Source organism: Brevibacillus sp. FSL K6-6036, assembly GCF_037964015.1.
Classification (GTDB): Bacteria; Bacillota; Bacilli; order Brevibacillales; family Brevibacillaceae; genus Brevibacillus; species Brevibacillus borstelensis.
In genome coordinates, this window is record NZ_CP150173.1 from 4,036,389 (window position 1) to 4,052,011 (window position 15,623).

Below are 15,623 nucleotides of genomic sequence, written 5' to 3' on the forward strand. Positions count from 1 at the left end.
CCTTTCAAAAATTTGATTCCTTTCGCGAAGACGCCAATCCGAAGACCTGGCTTTACCGGATTGCCATAAACACCGCCAAGGATTATTTGCGATCATGGAATCATCGGCATCTTTTTTTACTTCCGTTTTTTTTGAAAGGAGCTCCTCTCAGTCTATCGAGGAGCAGGTTATGCAGCAGTTTCAAAATGACGAGCTGGTCCAAAACGTCATGGGGCTTCCGACCAAATACAGGGAAGTCATTGTGCTCTACTACTTTGAAGAGATGCGAACGCCCGACATTGCCGAGCTTTTGGGACTGAAGGATTCAACAGTGCGGGTCAGGCTTTCGCGAGGCTTGGAAAAGCTGAGGCAATTGCTGAAAGGAGGAGATCAGGATTGGACATCCTTGACCGACAGCTGAAACAACGAAAGGAACTGGTACACGACTCGCTCAGACTGACCCAGGAGGAAGTGTCCCGGCTGGAACAAAGAACGCTCGCTTCCCAAGCAATGGCTAAAAGTGGAAAAAAACGATTTCTTGTCCGCACATGTGCCATAGCTGGCGTCGCGGCAGTGGCCGCCATCCTTCTTTGGGCCGGTCCGCTCGCTCAGCTTCCGGAAGAAAATCCAAGCCAGTTGGTTTCTCCTCCTGTGACGACGCCCAATCACCAGCAGACGCCAGCCCCTGCACTGCCCGAAGCACCCAAACAGACTGTCGCCTGGCAGACAGAAGCGGATAAACTGGCTTTTTACCGCGTATTTTCGCTCGGCATGACCTATGACGAAGCAAAGGCGCTCTTCCCCGAATTGGGAGAACTGCAGCCGCTTGGGGGAATTGAAAGCCTGGGTGCGGACGGCTTGCAAGAAGCCTTCATGCCCGTCACCTTGAGAGACGAGCAGGTACAGCTGACGCTCTCTTTTGAACACGGCTTCCTCTATGCTGCCCGATACCAGATCGAAAGCAAAGACGAACAGAGGATCATGCAGAAAAAAGCCGAGCTGGAGACGTTCTATGCAAGCGATTTTGGCTCGCCAAAAGAAGAAGCGCTTGAATCGGGAACGAGTTCGGCATGGAGCCCCTTCTTTGGGCTCGGTCTGACGAAAAACTGGGACGGCCGCTACATCCTCATCTGGGGGCTGCAAGGAGGTGAAGAGGCATTGGAGGAGCTATACCGGGATCGAGAGTTTACCGTCCAGGAAGCGATTGAGCGGGCGCTGTCGGAGCAGCCGGAGTTTCCTGCCCGCACAGGTGAAACCAGGCAAGTCCGTGTCGAAGGAATACCCGAGACACTGGCAACCACCAGCCTGCGAACGAAGGTCAAGCTGCAGACGAGAGACAGCTATCTCGTTACATTTGAACGGATGTGGACGATTCAGGGTGGCGACAATCGCCAAATGACGATCCCTAGCTACTGGACCTACGAGGTAACAGAGAAACAGGTGAAGCTGGTGGACAGCTATGTTGCAGATCGAGAGGTGATGGAGTATCTACATGCTGCTGCGCCCCCGCCGAAAGGCTGATCGCAGCTCGTGGGGTGGCTTGCTGAAACAGGAAAAGGCGCGTATTCGCGCCCCAGGCTGTCGAGAAAGTCGACAGCCATTTTTATTTCCCTGTATTTTATGACGACACCGCGTTAATGTGTTATAATATTCTTGTAATTACATTTACTGGCGGGTGATTATTGTGCTTTCCTCTAATGAAAAAAAGCAACAAATGCAATATGAATTTGTATGCCTTGATGAGTTGGTCCCGGAGGACCATTTGCTACGAGTTATTCAAAAGCATGTAGACTTCTCTTTCATCCGAGAAAAAGTACGCCAATACTATTGTGAAGATAACGGTAGACCAGCCATTGATCCGGTGGTTTTATTTAAAATGATTTTCATTGGATACCTTTACGGTATCCGGTCAGAAAGACAACTCGAAAAGGAAATTCAGACGAATATCGCTTACCGCTGGTTTCTTGGCCTTTCACTAACAGATCGAGTTCCAGACCACACTACCATCAGTTGGAATCGTCGAACTCGTTTTAAAAACACAAATGTTTTCCAAGAGATTTTTGATGAAATCGTTCGCCTTGCTATCCAACATCGCATGGTTGGCGGACGTGTTTTGATAAGTGATTCCACTCATCTGAAAGCAAATGCGAACAAACGTAAATTTAAGAAGCATGTTATTGAAAAATCTAGTCGAGCCTACCTTAGTGATTTAGAAGCAGCCATTAATGAAGACCGTGAAGCACACGGAAAAAAGGATTGAAGCCTAGAGAGGATGTGAAGGAAGAAAAGGAAATCAAGGTGAGTACTACTGATCCGGACAGTGGTTACATGGTTCGTGACGGAAAGCCTGAAGGCTTTTTCTATCTCGATCATCGGACAGTCGATCATAAGTACAATATCATAACTGATGTACACGTGACTGCGGGTAACGTTCATGATTCTGTTCCTTATGTAGATCGGCTACAACACCAAATTGAGAAGTTTGGGTTTACAGATACCATTGAAGCCGTTGCATTGGATGCTGGCTATTTAACTACTCCAATCTGCAAGGCTCTGCACGATCTAAATATCTTTGCCGTCATTGGCCATCGAGCTTTTTCACCTGTTAAAGGCCTTATCGCCAAATGGCGGTTTAAATATGATCCCGAAAAGAATGTCTATATTTGCCCCCAAAAACATGAGCTTGCTTATTCGACAACTGACCGTAACGGATACAGAATGTATAAGTCAAATAAAGAAATATGTAAGGCATGTCCGATGCTCACTATGTGTACACGGTCAAAAAATCACCAAAAGGTGATAACCAGGCATGTATGGGAAGAGAGTAAAGAATGGGTTCGACAGAACCGCTTAAGTAAGTCAGGAAAATACCTATACAGGTTGAGATACCAAACGATAGAGCGAAGTTTTGCAGATGCCAAAGAACTGCATGGACTTCGCTATTGTAGGTTGCGCGGACGTGAAAATGTCCAAGAGCAAGCGTTGCTGACAGCAACCGTTCAAAATATAAAAAAGATAGCACTCCACCTTGCAAAGGCATGTTAGGTGTGGTGCTATCTAAGACTTCCAGCACTTCGTGCTCAATTTTATTGTTATGAAAGAAGAAACTCCAACATATTGTGGGGTTTCTCGACAGCCTGAGGCGCGTATTCGCGCCCTACCCTTTCTCTATATGTCTTTGAGATCGATGACGTAATAGTGAAACTCGGCAACAGCTTCAAAACCTATCGACTGATAGAGGTTCAAAGCACGCCTGTGATGAGTGACCACTCCCAGACGAACCTGTTTGCAGCGCTCTGCCAGGAGTTTCCCTACACGCGCAAGCATATCATGGCCGTAGCCTTTTCCTTGGTATTGCGGGAGAACGCAAACACTACATTCAATGAGAGTCAAGGGGTCCCGTAAGGTCTTCGTTTAGAGGTTATAAGACTGCAGGAGCAAAACGATATTCTACAAAAAACGGACTCGCGTGAAACCTTTACATTCTTAAAAAATTTCCCAGCAAGTAAAATAGCAAAACAAGTGTAACGATGGTTGGAACCAAGGTGATTCTGTTCCATTTGTACTTACGCGAAAGCACACAGCTCCAGATAACAAAAACAATCGCCACACTCAGCATTGTGACCATGTAGATCATAAGATTCAGATTCCCCTCCCCTGCAAGACCGATCTTTTCCTTTTGCCAACCGGACATGTCGTAGAGATAGATCTGCATGATTGGTACAAAAAAAACTCCCTGGGCAATGCATCCAGCTTCTGCATATGCCCAAGGAGGTCTCTCGTTTCAGCTTTTGTCTTTCCTTAGTCGTCGCACTTCTCCGCTTTCCCCTCAGCCAGCGCGGTCTTGAAAGAAGAACCGCAGCCGCAGGAAGCGACCGCGTTCGGATTATGAATGGAAAACCCTCCGCCCATCATCGATTCCTTGTAGTCGATTTCCGTGCCTTTGATATATAGGTAGCTGTCTTTGTCGACAACAATCTTGACTCCATTTTGTTCAAAGGTTTGGTCGCCTTCTTTGATTTCCTGATCCCAACCCATCCCGTAGGTAAAGCCACTGCACCCACCCGGGCGGACACCTACGCGCAAAAACAGGTTAGGGTTGTTCTCTGCCGCCAGCATTTCTTTTACCTTCAGGGCGGCTTGCTCGGACATGGTAATCATTCGTTTCCCTCCTTGTCAGCCGTTGTTACTATGATGCGGCGTTCTCCTTACAGTATACCGAAGAAGCACCTGTGCTCTCAAGACTGCGCTGCACTTTGGCGGGCCCAAAAAGGCAGCAAAAAAAGAGGGTTGCCCCCTCTTATGCAAAATAGGCCTTTTTATCCAAAATATAAAAGCAGTAGGACTGCTTCTTTTTACCTACCTTGGACAGATTATGATCCATTTGGTTCAGCTCGTTGTGAAGTTGATCAATCTTCTTGCTGTATTCCAGTACTTCTGGATGATCCAACCCAAACTCTAACCCCATACTAACCATACGCTGTCGAAGGAGTTCAATTTTTTCAAGCAAAACGTCCCGCATTGCTGAAGCTCCTCCTAAAGATCATTAAGGCTTTCGTACCTTTATTTTACAAGATGATAAGACATTAGGCAAACAAATTTTCCTTTTATAACCATGAAAGATCTGGAAATTTGGCGACATTTGTTATATTTTTACAAACGATACTTCTCAGAACTTCTCATATTGTTCCCCTTCCTGAAGAGGTTTATAATATAGGTGCTTTTGTTATCGTGAGGAAAAGGGTAATCATTGATTACAGATCACCAGACTGCTCATGTGAAGAGTAGAACTATTGTCGTTGCTTACGGGGCGCTGATTGTCGACGCTCTCGCTGAACGGAAGGCTTCATTTGGAGGAGTGTTCCTTGGCTTTTAGTGCCCGGCAGAGACTGATACCCTTTCGAACAACATCACAGAATTGCGAGTAATTCTAGCTGAAGGGAAGTGTTTATGATGGCACTCGACACCCTTGTTCTTCAGGACAAAAATTTGTCCACAGTGGCCAACAAGGTAATTGCCGGTGAACGACTTACATTGGAGGACGGTCTCACCCTTTTTAATTCTAATGATTTGCTGACGATCGGCCAGCTTGCCAATCTGGTCAACCAACGGAAAAACGGAGACAATGTTTACTTTATTCAAAACCTCTACATTAATCCGACCAACGTCTGCGAGGCTCATTGCAAATTCTGCGGGTTCCGCCGCGACTTGGGCGAAGACGGCGCTTATACGATGAACACCGAAGAGCTGCTTCACTATGTAGAGACTCGCTACCACGAAGGCATCCGCGAGTTTCACATCGTCGGCGGCCACAACCAGCATGTGCCGTTTGATTACTATCTCGACAACATCCGCACGCTGAAAAAAGCGTATCCGCATGTCACGATGAAGGCGTACACCGGTGCCGAGATCGAGTTCTTTTCCCGCATCTCTGGCCTGTCCATCCGTGAAGTGCTCGAGGAGCTGCGCAAGGCCGGAGTGGAAAGCTTGACGGGAGGCGGCGCGGAAATCCTGACCGAGCGGTACCGCATGAAAATGAGTCCGGAAAAGGCATCGACAGATATGTATCTGGAAGTGCACCGTACTGCCCATCAAATGGGTATGAAAACTCACTCCACCATGCTGTACGGATCGATCGAAACATTGGAAGAACGCGTGATCCACATGCTCCGCCTGCGTGAATTGCAGGATGAAACCAACGGATTTTTGGTATTCATCCCGCTGGCGGTCCAGCCGATCAAAGCGACAGCCGGCATCAAACGCCGCAACTCTGCTATCGACGACCTGAAAACAATGGCGATCAGCCGCTTGATGCTGGACAACTTCCCGCACATCAAGGCTTACTTCATCAACATCGGCACCCAGCTGACCCAGTTGTCCCTGACCATGGGGATGTCCGATGTGCACGGAACGCTGATCGAGGAGCGCATCAGCCACTCCGCCGGGGCGCTTACACAGCAAGCGCTCACTGTCGATGAGCTGGTCTGGCTGATCAAGGGCGCCGGCAAACGCGCGCTGGAACGCGACACCTTCTACAATGTTGTCAAAGAACACTAAACGAATACGCTGTTGAAGTCTGCAGACGGGACGCCTTAACCGGTGTCCTGTCTTTTTATTTGTTTTTATCAGCCATTTTTGTTACGTTACTGATTGTAAGACATTTTCAAATGTTCAGGAGGTGTGAACCGTGCCGCTCTTAATTGTTGCAGCCCCCCGGTTAGGCAATTCATAACTTGGGGGGATCTCAATTGATTTTCTGGAAAATAGCAAAAAATGAAAAGATGTTCCGACGCTATCTCGCTGCCTTGTTTCTGTGGGAGTGGACGCAGTGGATGCTGGTTACCGCTATCCCGCTGTTTCTGCACCAACGCTACGGACTGGGGAAAGAATTTGTCTTCAGTATTGTCATTGAACTGCTGCCCGGCATCCTGCTCGGTCCAATCATCGGCTCCTGGATTGACCGCTGGGGCGCAAAAAGAGTGACGACCCTGGATATCGCGGCTTACAGCATCCTGGTCACGCTCTTGCCCCTGTCATCCTCGCTGTGGCAGGTGCAGCTCATTCTGCTCGGCATCGGCATCGCGAAAACAGCAGGGTCTCCCGCTTCGCTCACCTTGCGGGCCAGGGTCATCCCAAAAGGGCTGGAGATTCAGGGAAACGCAGCAATCATGGGTATCGAGCGCCTCTGCAAAATCATCGGGCCCTTGGCCGCAAGCATGGCCATCCTCGTTTTTGGCATCGGAACGATGCTTCTGCTCTGCTCCTTTGCCGGACTTGCTGCATTTGCTCTGTTTTACATGCTTCCGGCAGCGGAAAGCCAAAAGCAGGCAGAGAACGAAAATGGCTTTACAAAAGCGATTTTCTCGGCGCTCCCTGCCTTTTTCGGATTGCTTTCTCGTGACCGGATGATCGCTGCTTTTGTCGTGACAGCCATCGGGTATTCCCTTTTGTTGGGAATGCTGAAGATCTTTCTGCTGTCACTTGCCGGCTTGTACGGAGATCCCCAGCAATACTGGGGGCTGCTTCTGGCAGCACAGGGGTTGGGGTCGCTCGCAGGAGCACTTGTCTGCGACAGGGTTGTAAACCGGCTGACACGGACGTACTCCCTGACCTGGGTCTATTTCCTGTTTGGACTGGGGGAAGCTGTCCTTTTGACCGGCCTTGCCTTTCCGCTCGGGCTTACCTGGACCCTTTTCGTCCTCGTCCTGGCTGCTGTGTTTGAAATCGTGGCGACGATCATTTACTTCTCGGTGATACAGACACGGATTCCGTATGAGCAGCAAGGTTTGTTCAATAGCATGACCTTGCCGGTACTGGATACATGCTATGCGGCTGGCATCATGTTATCGGGTGCGCTCCTCACTACACTGCCGATATTCTCTGTACTGCTAGTGTGCCTCGGATTTATGCTGGTCACCCATCTGCCGTTCGCCAGGCTGTTCTTTCGCGACAGGGCAGCCGAAGCAAGCGCAGGCAGCGAGTAGCCGTTTCCTATAAAAAGCACTCGCATGCAATGAAAAAGGGCTGTCCCGCTCGTAAAGACTTACGAGGGGACAGCCCTTCACTATCGCAACAGGTCAAACGAAGCTGCTCATTTCCCTTCCCGATTGCTCAAAAGGGAAAGTCCTCCAGCTCTTCTTCATCTGCCTTGAGCTTCGCTTTGATTTTTTCCAACAGCTCATTGGCCGTTTCCGCTTGCACCAGGTCCCCGTTTACCAAGGCAAAGGGCTGCATGTAGCATTCGCCGCAGTATCCGAGGCAGCCGTATTCCAGCACGTCGACATCCAGCTCCGGGTCATTTTCGAGCGCTTCCATTACTGGCTTTGTATAGGAAGAAACGTTACTCGCGCAAAATTCTACTAAGGGCTTCATCTATTTCTCACCTGCCATAGTTATCGGCTTCGTATTTCGTTCTTTATTGTACCGCTTCTCAAGGAAAAATTCAGTACACAAGTGCACCGTTATCTGGGAAAAAGATTCTGCTTGCAATTTAAGCGAAAGAGAACAACAATAGAGTGGGTGCTGTAAAATAACGGACAGAAGAAAGGATAGACCTTCTATGAAACGACTTGTTATCCTTGGCGGAGGATACGGGGGTCTGCGAATTATTGAGCGCATCCTGTCCCCTGATTTACCAGATGACGTCTTTGTCACGCTTGTGGACCGGATGCCGTTTCACGGATTGAAGACGGAGTATTACGCTCTGGCTGCAGGTACGGAGCCGGAAATGGCCGTACGCGTCGCTTTTCCCAGCGATCCTCGTTTAACAATCAAGTACGGAGAAGTAGCAGGAGTGAACCTGGACGAACAAATCGTCAACTTTGACAACGGCGATACGCTTTCCTATGACTGGCTGGTGTTGGCACTGGGTTGTGAAGACCGTTATCACGATATTCCCGGAGCCGAAGAGTTCACCAATTCGATCCAGACCATGGCCGCAACAAGAAATACGTATGCGGCAATCAATAACCTCAATCCATATAGTATGGTTACCATCGTCGGTGGAGGACTTAGCGGCGTTGAGCTTGCCTCCGAACTCCGGGAAAGCCGTGCCGATCTGAACATTCGCATCGTGGACCGCGGCGAGAGCATTCTCAGCCCGTTCTCGAAAAAGCTGCAAGAATACGCTTCCCAATGGTTTATTGAGCACGATGTCCAACTGGTCTCGATGGCAAACGTGAATCGCGTCGAACCGGGTGTGGTGTACAACCATAACGAACCGGTTGAGAGCGATGTCATCGTCTGGACCGCAGGTATTCAAGCAAACCGGATCGTCCGCGGGCTGCCGATCGAAACGGATAACATTGGACGAGCCAAGCTGAACGCCTACCACCAGGTTCCCAACTACCCCAATGTATACGTAGTGGGCGACTGTGCGAGCCTTCCTTACGCGCCGAGCGCACAAACAGCAGAACTGCAGGGAGAGCAAATTGCACTCATGCTGAAAAAGGATATGAAAGGCGAAGAGTACCCTGCCTCGCTGCCTGTTATCAAGCACAAGGGAATGTTCGGCTCTCTGGGTAAAAAAGAAGGCTTCGGCGTCCTCGGAAAAGTATCCCTGGTCGGCCAGATGCCTCGTGTCATAAAAAGCGGCATTCTCTGGATGTACAAGAAACATCTGGGCTAGCCCGGCAATAGAAAGCCTATCGGTTCTCGTAAGCCGAGGGCTTTTTTGTTTGCTCTGCTGCATGGTTTGTTGATGGTCTCCTCATACTAACGGCATATTCGTACGAAAGTCTTCCCCCGTATAGGTGAGTCAATGAAACATGCACTCCTTTTCCTTTTGTTGGTCCCTGTAACATTTACTTACAGATACATTGACGCTTCAATAGCCGGGCGAGTGCCGCATTACACTTCTGCTTCGGAATCTGAGCGAGTGCCACTTCACACTACCGCCGCGGCATTTGGGCAAGAACAGCTACAAGCTGCCGCCGCCGCGTCGGAGAAAGTACGGCTTTCATTTGCATCTCCCGCACCTGGCCGCGAGCAGCTTCTCGAAGGCGCCCTGCTAAACCGCTACCTGGAGTTGATCGGCAGCACTCTTCAAAGGCCTTTTGGCTGCGGAAAAATCGCCGGCATCAAGCGTTTGGGCGACCCCAGACTCCCGGCCTTCGAGGTAGTCATCGAAGTCGTTACATTCGGCGAGGCATTTGGACAGCCCCCGTATGGTCTCGTCTCCCTAACCGTACGGGATCGTCCGGACCTCGTAAGCCTGACCGGAATTGAAAAGCAGCGGAATCTTTCCGAGGACGAATATAAAAACCGATGCCGCTGGTTCGTGCAGTAAGTGTTCAAAGAAATTTTCCTTCATTCTCTTAAAACCGCACGGTAGAAAAGATTCACAAGTTCGGTACTATACGACTGCGGATCGATACTGCCGTTCAGCTTCCTGTTGAATATATATTCGTCAATCGCTCCTCGAATTGCGCTTGCCATAGCCAAAACATTGAACTCGCCGAATTCCTTTTTCTCCTGTCCCGCAACCAGAATTTGCTGCAGCTCGCTCTCCAGAGGATTCTCTTCATCGTCGTCCAGCTTATAATAGGGGACGTTATTGGCCGTCCGCGCATGAAAGACGATCTCAATCAAAGCTATATTGTATTCAGGCTTATTGGCATGATAGGCAATACTGGCTTCGATATAGGCGCGGAGCTTGTCGCGGGGAGTGGTTGCTGTTTGCGTACGTTCCAAAACATAAGAGGACATGTCAGATAAAAGCTTCATCAAAGTATAGTCCATCAAATCATTTTTGTCCTTAAAATGGTATGAGATCAATGCCGTGCTAATTTCAGCCTTTTTTGCTATTTGGGCCATGCTGGCGTGGATGTACCCGATCTCATCCAGGGTCTTAATCGCCGCATCGACGATTTGCGCGCGCCTGGCCTCGGAAATAAAAGATTTTTTTTCATCTGTTTTTTTCGTTCTCATCCTGATCGACCTCGTTTATTTGCTTAGGTTTCTCCAGTACTGAAACTTCCCTCTGTCTTTTACCATTATGCCAAATTTACAAGCTTCGCGTTGCATCTCTTTGGCCGATTCCACGTCTTTCTCTTGCAATGCTTGCTCGCGGCCCTTCAAAAGAGCGTTTAAGGCTGGGGACAAATCTGGCGTTTGATCCACCCAAAGGCGATATTTTGCCTCATAGGGGTCCCCCTCTACCGACCATGGATAACGGTGCTTGACAAACGCATCAGCGATAGTGGCAGGCGTTGATTCATAAGCTTCGCGCGCTAACTCTTGACCGGTATTTCCAAGCAGGACAAGCTCCTTGCCGTCAATAAACACCGACGCAATTTCGGATTTGGAATACCGTTGAGTACCATCATTGATTTTCATTGTTACTTCATCATCGGAAACAGCGATTACAAGGCTTTCTTTTATCGCCACAGCAGAGAGCCATACACCTGCAATCAAACCTAAAAAAGTCGTTACAATCGCCACCCACTTCTCATCAAAGGAAGCGACCAACTGCAAAGGACCTTGAAGTGGGAACCAAGGCAATCCGGCAACCCAATCAGCAATTGACGGCAAGAAATACCCTAGAATCATTCCCAAAACAGGTGGAGTAAGCATCACAAGAACGCGCTCGACTGGCGCAAGTCCAATAACTGTCATATGCTTGTTGCTCTGTTGAGATTTGAACATAAACTACCTTACCCCTTTTCATAAGAAACGTCTTTGAATCTAGAGAATGGGAGTGCAACAGACACCCAATATTACATCTCCCTAACTCTCAGGTCTGAGGAGCGAGACAAGTGGATGAAATGATTTGATCGATTAACCAAATTATTGATCATATAATCAAATTATGACTTTTTGTTCGACTTCTGTAAATAGGCAAATCGAGATTATTATTCTCAACATGTAGTTCACGTCTCTGTTCTTCAGTTGTCTCTTCGTGTTCTCTCCTTCCGAGCTGCAAGGAAAACTCCCCTGATTACTGACTTTAAGGGATTGACTCATGACATTTTTTCCTCGTTTATGTAACGTGCATTGCAGCTGCTGCGTCTTTACGTCGAGGTGATTGTATGGCAAGGTGGTTTGCATTCGGATTGGTGCTTCTCCTGCTTCTCTTTTCGTTTGTCTTCACTCCGTCGAGTGTCTATGCCTGTTCCTGCGCCCAGCCTCCGACTCCGAAAAAAGCGCTTGAACAGGCCGAAGCCGTCTTTGCAGGTACGGTTACAGCAGTCAATTCCGCAGAGTATGGACATGAGGTGCAATTTCAGGTCAACACTACGTGGAAAGGAGTGAATCAATCCCAGGTTCTCGTTGCAACGGGCAGCGGAGACGGCGACTGCGGCATCGCCTTCCAAGCAGGCAATGATTATCTTGTGTATGCCCACCCGGATACGTACTACAGTGAATCAGGCGGGCTGGCGACCAATATCTGCACTAGAACGGCGCTTCTCTCCGATGCCTCGGGTGATTTGCTTGCCATCGGCCCGGGAACGCCTGTAACCGCGTACCCGCCACCATTAGAAAATAGCCAACCAAGCGATTTTTGGGAAAAGCAGGAAAACGTGTGGATAATCGGACTGCTGGTTTCCATTGCGGCTGTTTTTATTGCTTATCTCAGCTATGTGAAAAGGAAAGGGCAATGATCCATCCTCTATGCAAGGAAATTGCAGTGCAGGATAGCTCCCTGTTTGTATCGGACATCGATCGTAAAGAGAGTCGAATGGAAAGAGGTGCAAAAAAATGAGTATGGTAACCCTCCCTGCCTGGTTTTGGGCGATTTATTACCTTTTTTTGTTTGCTACATTAGCCTTGGGCCTGTGGAGCCTTGCTCGAAAGAAAATGAAAAGCGCGTCGATTGTCGCTATCATCTTCGCAATCACCGTCCCTCTTGTCAGTTTGGTCAACAGCATCGGAAGAGCAGAGGGCACCCATGAATTGAATCATTTGATCAGTCAACTGCAAGAAGGTGCTGTCTGGTCTGTGTATGTCAGCGCGGGTTACTTGTATTTGCTGGTTTGGTGGATGCTTTTCTTCAGCAAGGGAAAGGACAAACCGAATAAATACGCTGCGAAGTAAAGAGTTGCAACTGCTTGCAGCCATCGTTTTCTCTTAAACTGGCTTCAGACATGCAAGACACAAAAACCGGAGCATCGCTCCGGTCAGACTGACGAGAAAAACCTATTTTCAAAAAATGAATGGCATAAGGATGGATAAAAAGTAAAAGCCGGTATTCTTTATAAAGAAGAATGATCGGCTTTTGTTGTTAAACGAGAGCTCTTTGTTAGTATCGTGTTATCCCCTATCTTTCCGGAATACCTGCTTTACTCGCTCGATCTGAGCGAGGTGGTCACGGACATGCTGGACGCGTAATTCAAGCAGCTCTTTGAACGTGTACCGCATTCCATCGGGATATTTCCCGACCCGCTCAAGCTGCTTGGGAGTCAGATTTTCCAGAAGTGGCAACATGCTGGCCCGCAGATTTTGGAACAGGAGCAGATGCTGCTCTCGGTCCAACCGTCCATATCCCAGGTTATCCGTCCAGGCTTCCTGATCAAATGATAGCAGAAGCGGTTCTTCCTCAGCCAAGACTTTTCTTAGCCGATGTGTCGACAGGATTTCGTCATCCGTCACATGGATCACAATCTGATGGATGCTCCATTTGTCCGGTCCAGGTTGGAAACGCAGTTCCTCCTCAGACAATCCTTCGACGGCTTCTCGCAGCAGCGCATAGTCTTGGCTATAATCCTCGATCAATTTTTCCATCCGATCTTCTCCTTCATTATTATTTGTGTCACAGGAAGCTTTCGATAACAAATATTATTATTCGTTATAGAACAAATACCTTCTTGGTTTTACCAATAATCCGTCACCCTACAATGATTTCTTTGGAAGTTGCCTAAATGTTTAATCCACCAGTGGTTCCGTGGTTAGCCTCATTTATTCAGTTTTTTTGAACCTTTACGACCGGGACTCGTTTCAGTTCATACGTCCCTTCCAATATTCCTTCATGGATGACGTTCAGCTTTAGCAAGCTGGATATTTTTCCTGCATCCGCTCTCGACACCAGCCTCCACAAAGAAGCCTCAGGCAGGGCGTTGTACAGTCTGTCGTCGTAATATTCGCGCCTTTCCTGAAAGCTGATCGCCAACCTGTAATCACCAAGGATTACGGACCCCGCGTCAGGGTATTCTTCAAGGATTTCCTGTCTGATCCCCTGCAATTCTTCCTCGATTTTTTTCTGCTCTTCTTTTAGCTGATAATAGCGTGCCAACCGCGCTTCCATTCCATCGTCTCCCCCTTTGTCCATGTCGGTCGATATATATGAACAAAACAGGAGGGGTAGAACAGTGACTGGCAGCTTATTTCGGGTTAGACAGAGATGGGTTTAGCGGGCTTCATTCAATTTGGCGACAGGAAAAATTCTTGGTAACAGAAAAAACTTGGTTTCAGAAAACAACTTGATAACAGCATAAAGACGCGGCAGTCACCGCGTCTTTTCCTTGCCTGCTACAGATTTTTGAGCAGGTCGCAGCTTGTCTTATTCGTTTGCATCAGGCGTGACATTGATCGCTTCATTCGGATGCTTCAAGAGGAAGGTGGAGTATTCCACTTCCCATGGTGCCCATTTGCCTTCGCTGCCAAAGCCCCAGATCGACTTGAGTGTGGAAACGGTATCCGTATTGTTCAACCCGACGATCCGCTGCTCGCCCATCAGTTCAAACGTTCCGTTGTTGTCGATATCAATCGGCTGCAGCGAGCCGAACGGATAGGAATAGACGGACAAGTCGTCATCTTTTTTCAGCAGCTTGCCGTCCTTGTCGTACAGCTTGGCCATCTGATAAAGCTCTTTGTTTGCCTGTACATCGAGAGTCAACGGCTGCTGCAGATGGGTCCCCTTTCCTTCCACCTTAAAACCGTTTGCGAATTTGCCCTCGTAGCGGATTCCTTCGTTTTCTTCTTCGCCAAAGATTACTTTCCCCTTGTTGTCCGCAAATGTCGCAATGACATGGTTGTAGATGCCTCCGCTGCCGCCTGTCGCCGTTTTGACAAAGGCATCGGCGACGTGATCTCCCGTAAAGTCGAGCAGAGTCAGCTCGCCCTCATAGCCGCCAAGGTCCTTCATCTCGGTTTTGCTGTAGGCTTTTGTCTTTCCGTCCTGAACCACGATGTTCATATCGGCGGCGTATATATCGTCCGCCTTTTCCTTTACTCCTACCAGGTATACCGTGTCCGCTACTTTATCGCCGTTGACATCAGCAGATTTTTGGTCGATGACATAGGTGTTCTTGTCCAGCTTCAGTTCTGCTGCTGCTGCAAACGGCTTTCCTTTCTCTGCGTCCGCATGAGCTACTTTTGTATGGGCCACCGTCAGACCAGTACCTCCGATTACGCCGGCAAGCAGCAGGAATGTAACGGGCTTCATCCATTTGTTATTCATTGTGATTTCCTCCTTGGTGATGGTTACATTCATAACTATAGGACGAAACCCCTTATCTTTCGTTACAAACGGATGACGAAACAAAAACAAAGAGGTAAAAATCTGCTATTTCACATGATTCAGCACGCTTTTGATCACTTCGACCGAATCTTGCTTGCGGTTCAGATTATAATGCTTGCGCACCGCTTGATAGACGGCATTCAAATTTTTGCTTGTCTTGTTTTTCCGATAGGCAGCTACCTGCTTGGTAAACTTCGGATGGTGGATCAGGTCGCGGCTCCAGTCCCAGGCCCGCGGCTTCAGCGCGTCCGCTCTTGCCTGCGCAAGCATTTGGTCAAAGCGCGGAACAGCAAATTCCGTTACTTTTTTTCGTATGGTATAGGTTCTATCATCGGATGGCCACGGGTCTGAGCCTTCCTGATACGCTCTTCCGTTGATGAACAATACATCCCGGTATTGCATCGGAACCATTTCCGGCTTGAGCTGGAGGCGGTAGTATTCCCAGCCATTGGCCGTTTTCCTTCCTAGCTAAACAAACGTGATGAAATCAAATAATCTTTCGTAGGCGTATTCCTCTATGTAATCATCCGGACCTATTGATGCAAGCAAGAAAAACTCAATCTCCATCTATCTCTGCCTCTACTTTTACCTTATTTCCTGCATCCCTTCCATTTGTCGAACGTCTTCTCACATTTCAACAGCACGATCGGTTTCCGTTTCCATAAACAAAAAAACGGCCAGACCGTAA

The 15,623-nt window shown here is 48.5% G+C and carries 18 protein-coding genes; 9 read left to right on the forward strand and 9 right to left on the reverse strand.

The genetic code is table 11. The annotated features are described in order from the left end of the window. Positions 1-169 precede the first annotated feature (169 nt). The 3 genes from NST37_RS20035 to NST37_RS20045 all read left to right on the forward strand — a co-directional run bounded on the left by NST37_RS20035 (position 170) and on the right by NST37_RS20045 (position 3,024). A complete protein-coding gene (locus tag NST37_RS20035; RefSeq protein WP_339185691.1) occupies positions 170-400 on the forward strand; it encodes a sigma-70 family RNA polymerase sigma factor in 231 nt (76 codons plus the stop codon). Further along, on the forward strand, positions 376-1,500 hold the full coding sequence (locus tag NST37_RS20040) for a hypothetical protein (RefSeq protein WP_339185692.1): 1,125 nt from the start codon (positions 376-378) through the stop codon (positions 1,498-1,500). Before NST37_RS20035 ends, NST37_RS20040 begins: the two co-directional genes overlap by 25 nt. A 193-nt stretch (positions 1,501-1,693) precedes the next feature. Continuing rightward, a protein-coding gene (locus NST37_RS20045) for an IS1182 family transposase (protein ID WP_122958896.1) occupies positions 1,694-3,024 on the forward strand; the annotation gives its coding sequence in 2 pieces (ribosomal slippage) (positions 1,694-2,234 and positions 2,234-3,024; 1,332 coding nt in all). 756 nt (positions 3,025-3,780) lie between these two features. On the opposite strand, the gene erpA is transcribed toward NST37_RS20045, so the two are convergent. Together erpA and NST37_RS20055 are read right to left on the reverse strand one after the other, a co-directional pair. After that, positions 3,781-4,140, reverse strand: coding sequence for an iron-sulfur cluster insertion protein ErpA (erpA, locus tag NST37_RS20050; protein ID WP_003389695.1), 360 nt, complete (start codon positions 4,138-4,140; stop codon positions 3,781-3,783). A 139-nt stretch (positions 4,141-4,279) separates the two neighbouring features. Beyond that, positions 4,280-4,501 (reverse strand): aspartyl-phosphate phosphatase Spo0E family protein, encoded by a 222-nt coding sequence (locus tag NST37_RS20055; RefSeq protein WP_003389697.1) that lies wholly within the window; start codon positions 4,499-4,501, stop codon positions 4,280-4,282. A gap of 431 nt (positions 4,502-4,932) precedes the next feature. Here NST37_RS20055 and mqnE point away from each other — a divergent pair, with 431 nt between their 5' ends. Continuing rightward, entirely contained in the window at positions 4,933-6,036 is a 1,104-nt protein-coding gene (mqnE, locus tag NST37_RS20060; RefSeq protein WP_003389698.1) for an aminofutalosine synthase MqnE, read from the forward strand. Positions 6,037-6,227: 191 nt separating this feature from the next. Beyond that, positions 6,228-7,463 carry an MFS transporter gene (locus tag NST37_RS20065; RefSeq protein WP_122958463.1) on the forward strand — a complete coding sequence of 412 codons (1,236 nt, stop codon included), beginning with the start codon at positions 6,228-6,230 and terminating at the stop codon, positions 7,461-7,463. A gap of 127 nt (positions 7,464-7,590) precedes the next feature. On the opposite strand, the gene NST37_RS20070 is transcribed toward NST37_RS20065, so the two are convergent. Next, positions 7,591-7,851: a DUF1450 domain-containing protein gene (locus NST37_RS20070; RefSeq protein ID WP_327956353.1), complete on the reverse strand. Its 261-nt coding sequence runs from the start codon at positions 7,849-7,851 to the stop codon at positions 7,591-7,593. 187 nt (positions 7,852-8,038) lie between these two features. Here NST37_RS20070 and NST37_RS20075 point away from each other — a divergent pair, with 187 nt between their 5' ends. After that, on the forward strand, positions 8,039-9,106 hold the full coding sequence (locus tag NST37_RS20075) for an NAD(P)/FAD-dependent oxidoreductase (protein WP_003389703.1): 1,068 nt from the start codon (positions 8,039-8,041) through the stop codon (positions 9,104-9,106). Between the two features lie 249 nt (positions 9,107-9,355). Further along, positions 9,356-9,766, forward strand: coding sequence for a hypothetical protein (locus tag NST37_RS20080; RefSeq protein ID WP_003389704.1), 411 nt, complete (start codon positions 9,356-9,358; stop codon positions 9,764-9,766). A 20-nt stretch (positions 9,767-9,786) separates the two neighbouring features. Here the strand turns inward: NST37_RS20080 and NST37_RS20085 are convergent, their stop codons facing one another. Continuing rightward, the gene (locus NST37_RS20085; RefSeq protein WP_024983097.1) at positions 9,787-10,407 is read right to left on the reverse strand and encodes a TetR/AcrR family transcriptional regulator; all 621 of its coding nucleotides are present in this window, start codon (positions 10,405-10,407) and stop codon (positions 9,787-9,789) included. A gap of 15 nt (positions 10,408-10,422) precedes the next feature. Next, positions 10,423-11,124 carry a hypothetical protein gene (locus tag NST37_RS20090; protein ID WP_024983096.1) on the reverse strand — a complete coding sequence of 234 codons (702 nt, stop codon included), beginning with the start codon at positions 11,122-11,124 and terminating at the stop codon, positions 10,423-10,425. Positions 11,125-11,507: 383 nt separating this feature from the next. Here NST37_RS20090 and NST37_RS20095 point away from each other — a divergent pair, with 383 nt between their 5' ends. Together NST37_RS20095 and NST37_RS20100 are read left to right on the forward strand one after the other, a co-directional pair. Further along, positions 11,508-12,080: a hypothetical protein gene (locus NST37_RS20095; protein ID WP_339185694.1), complete on the forward strand. Its 573-nt coding sequence runs from the start codon at positions 11,508-11,510 to the stop codon at positions 12,078-12,080. A gap of 97 nt (positions 12,081-12,177) precedes the next feature. Further along, positions 12,178-12,513: a hypothetical protein gene (locus NST37_RS20100; protein ID WP_003389710.1), complete on the forward strand. Its 336-nt coding sequence runs from the start codon at positions 12,178-12,180 to the stop codon at positions 12,511-12,513. Positions 12,514-12,729: 216 nt separating this feature from the next. On the opposite strand, the gene NST37_RS20105 is transcribed toward NST37_RS20100, so the two are convergent. The 4 genes from NST37_RS20105 to NST37_RS20120 all read right to left on the reverse strand — a co-directional run bounded on the left by NST37_RS20105 (position 12,730) and on the right by NST37_RS20120 (position 15,337). Next, positions 12,730-13,200, reverse strand: a complete 471-nt coding sequence (locus tag NST37_RS20105; protein WP_031932712.1) for a DinB family protein — start codon at positions 13,198-13,200, stop codon at positions 12,730-12,732. 178 nt (positions 13,201-13,378) lie between these two features. Beyond that, a complete protein-coding gene (locus NST37_RS20110) occupies positions 13,379-13,720 on the reverse strand; it encodes a hypothetical protein (RefSeq protein WP_003389713.1) in 342 nt (113 codons plus the stop codon). 255 nt (positions 13,721-13,975) lie between these two features. After that, positions 13,976-14,875 carry a hypothetical protein gene (locus NST37_RS20115; protein WP_003389715.1) on the reverse strand — a complete coding sequence of 300 codons (900 nt, stop codon included), beginning with the start codon at positions 14,873-14,875 and terminating at the stop codon, positions 13,976-13,978. A 105-nt stretch (positions 14,876-14,980) separates the two neighbouring features. Continuing rightward, positions 14,981-15,337, reverse strand: a complete 357-nt coding sequence (locus NST37_RS20120) for a hypothetical protein (RefSeq protein WP_251255237.1) — start codon at positions 15,335-15,337, stop codon at positions 14,981-14,983. Between the last annotated feature and the right edge of the window lie 286 nt (positions 15,338-15,623).

Bases quoted from the DNA above. Each gene is read 5' to 3' on its own strand.
- NST37_RS20035 (WP_339185691.1), top strand. From the start codon at position 170: ATGCAGCAGTTTCAAAATGACGAGCTGGTCCAAAACGTCATGGGGCTT.
- NST37_RS20105 (WP_031932712.1), bottom strand. From the start codon at position 13,200: ATGGAAAAATTGATCGAGGATTATAGCCAAGACTATGCGCTGCTGCGA.
- mqnE (WP_003389698.1), top strand. From the start codon at position 4,933: ATGGCACTCGACACCCTTGTTCTTCAGGACAAAAATTTGTCCACAGTG.
- NST37_RS20075 (WP_003389703.1), top strand. From the start codon at position 8,039: ATGAAACGACTTGTTATCCTTGGCGGAGGATACGGGGGTCTGCGAATT.
- NST37_RS20055 (WP_003389697.1), bottom strand. From the start codon at position 4,501: ATGCGGGACGTTTTGCTTGAAAAAATTGAACTCCTTCGACAGCGTATG.
- NST37_RS20090 (WP_024983096.1), bottom strand. From the start codon at position 11,124: ATGTTCAAATCTCAACAGAGCAACAAGCATATGACAGTTATTGGACTT.
- NST37_RS20085 (WP_024983097.1), bottom strand. From the start codon at position 10,407: ATGAGAACGAAAAAAACAGATGAAAAAAAATCTTTTATTTCCGAGGCC.
- NST37_RS20070 (WP_327956353.1), bottom strand. From the start codon at position 7,851: ATGAAGCCCTTAGTAGAATTTTGCGCGAGTAACGTTTCTTCCTATACA.
- erpA (WP_003389695.1), bottom strand. From the start codon at position 4,140: ATGATTACCATGTCCGAGCAAGCCGCCCTGAAGGTAAAAGAAATGCTG.
- NST37_RS20115 (WP_003389715.1), bottom strand. From the start codon at position 14,875: ATGAATAACAAATGGATGAAGCCCGTTACATTCCTGCTGCTTGCCGGC.
- NST37_RS20120 (WP_251255237.1), bottom strand. From the start codon at position 15,337: ATGCAATACCGGGATGTATTGTTCATCAACGGAAGAGCGTATCAGGAA.
- NST37_RS20110 (WP_003389713.1), bottom strand. From the start codon at position 13,720: ATGGAAGCGCGGTTGGCACGCTATTATCAGCTAAAAGAAGAGCAGAAA.
- NST37_RS20100 (WP_003389710.1), top strand. From the start codon at position 12,178: ATGAGTATGGTAACCCTCCCTGCCTGGTTTTGGGCGATTTATTACCTT.
- NST37_RS20095 (WP_339185694.1), top strand. From the start codon at position 11,508: ATGGCAAGGTGGTTTGCATTCGGATTGGTGCTTCTCCTGCTTCTCTTT.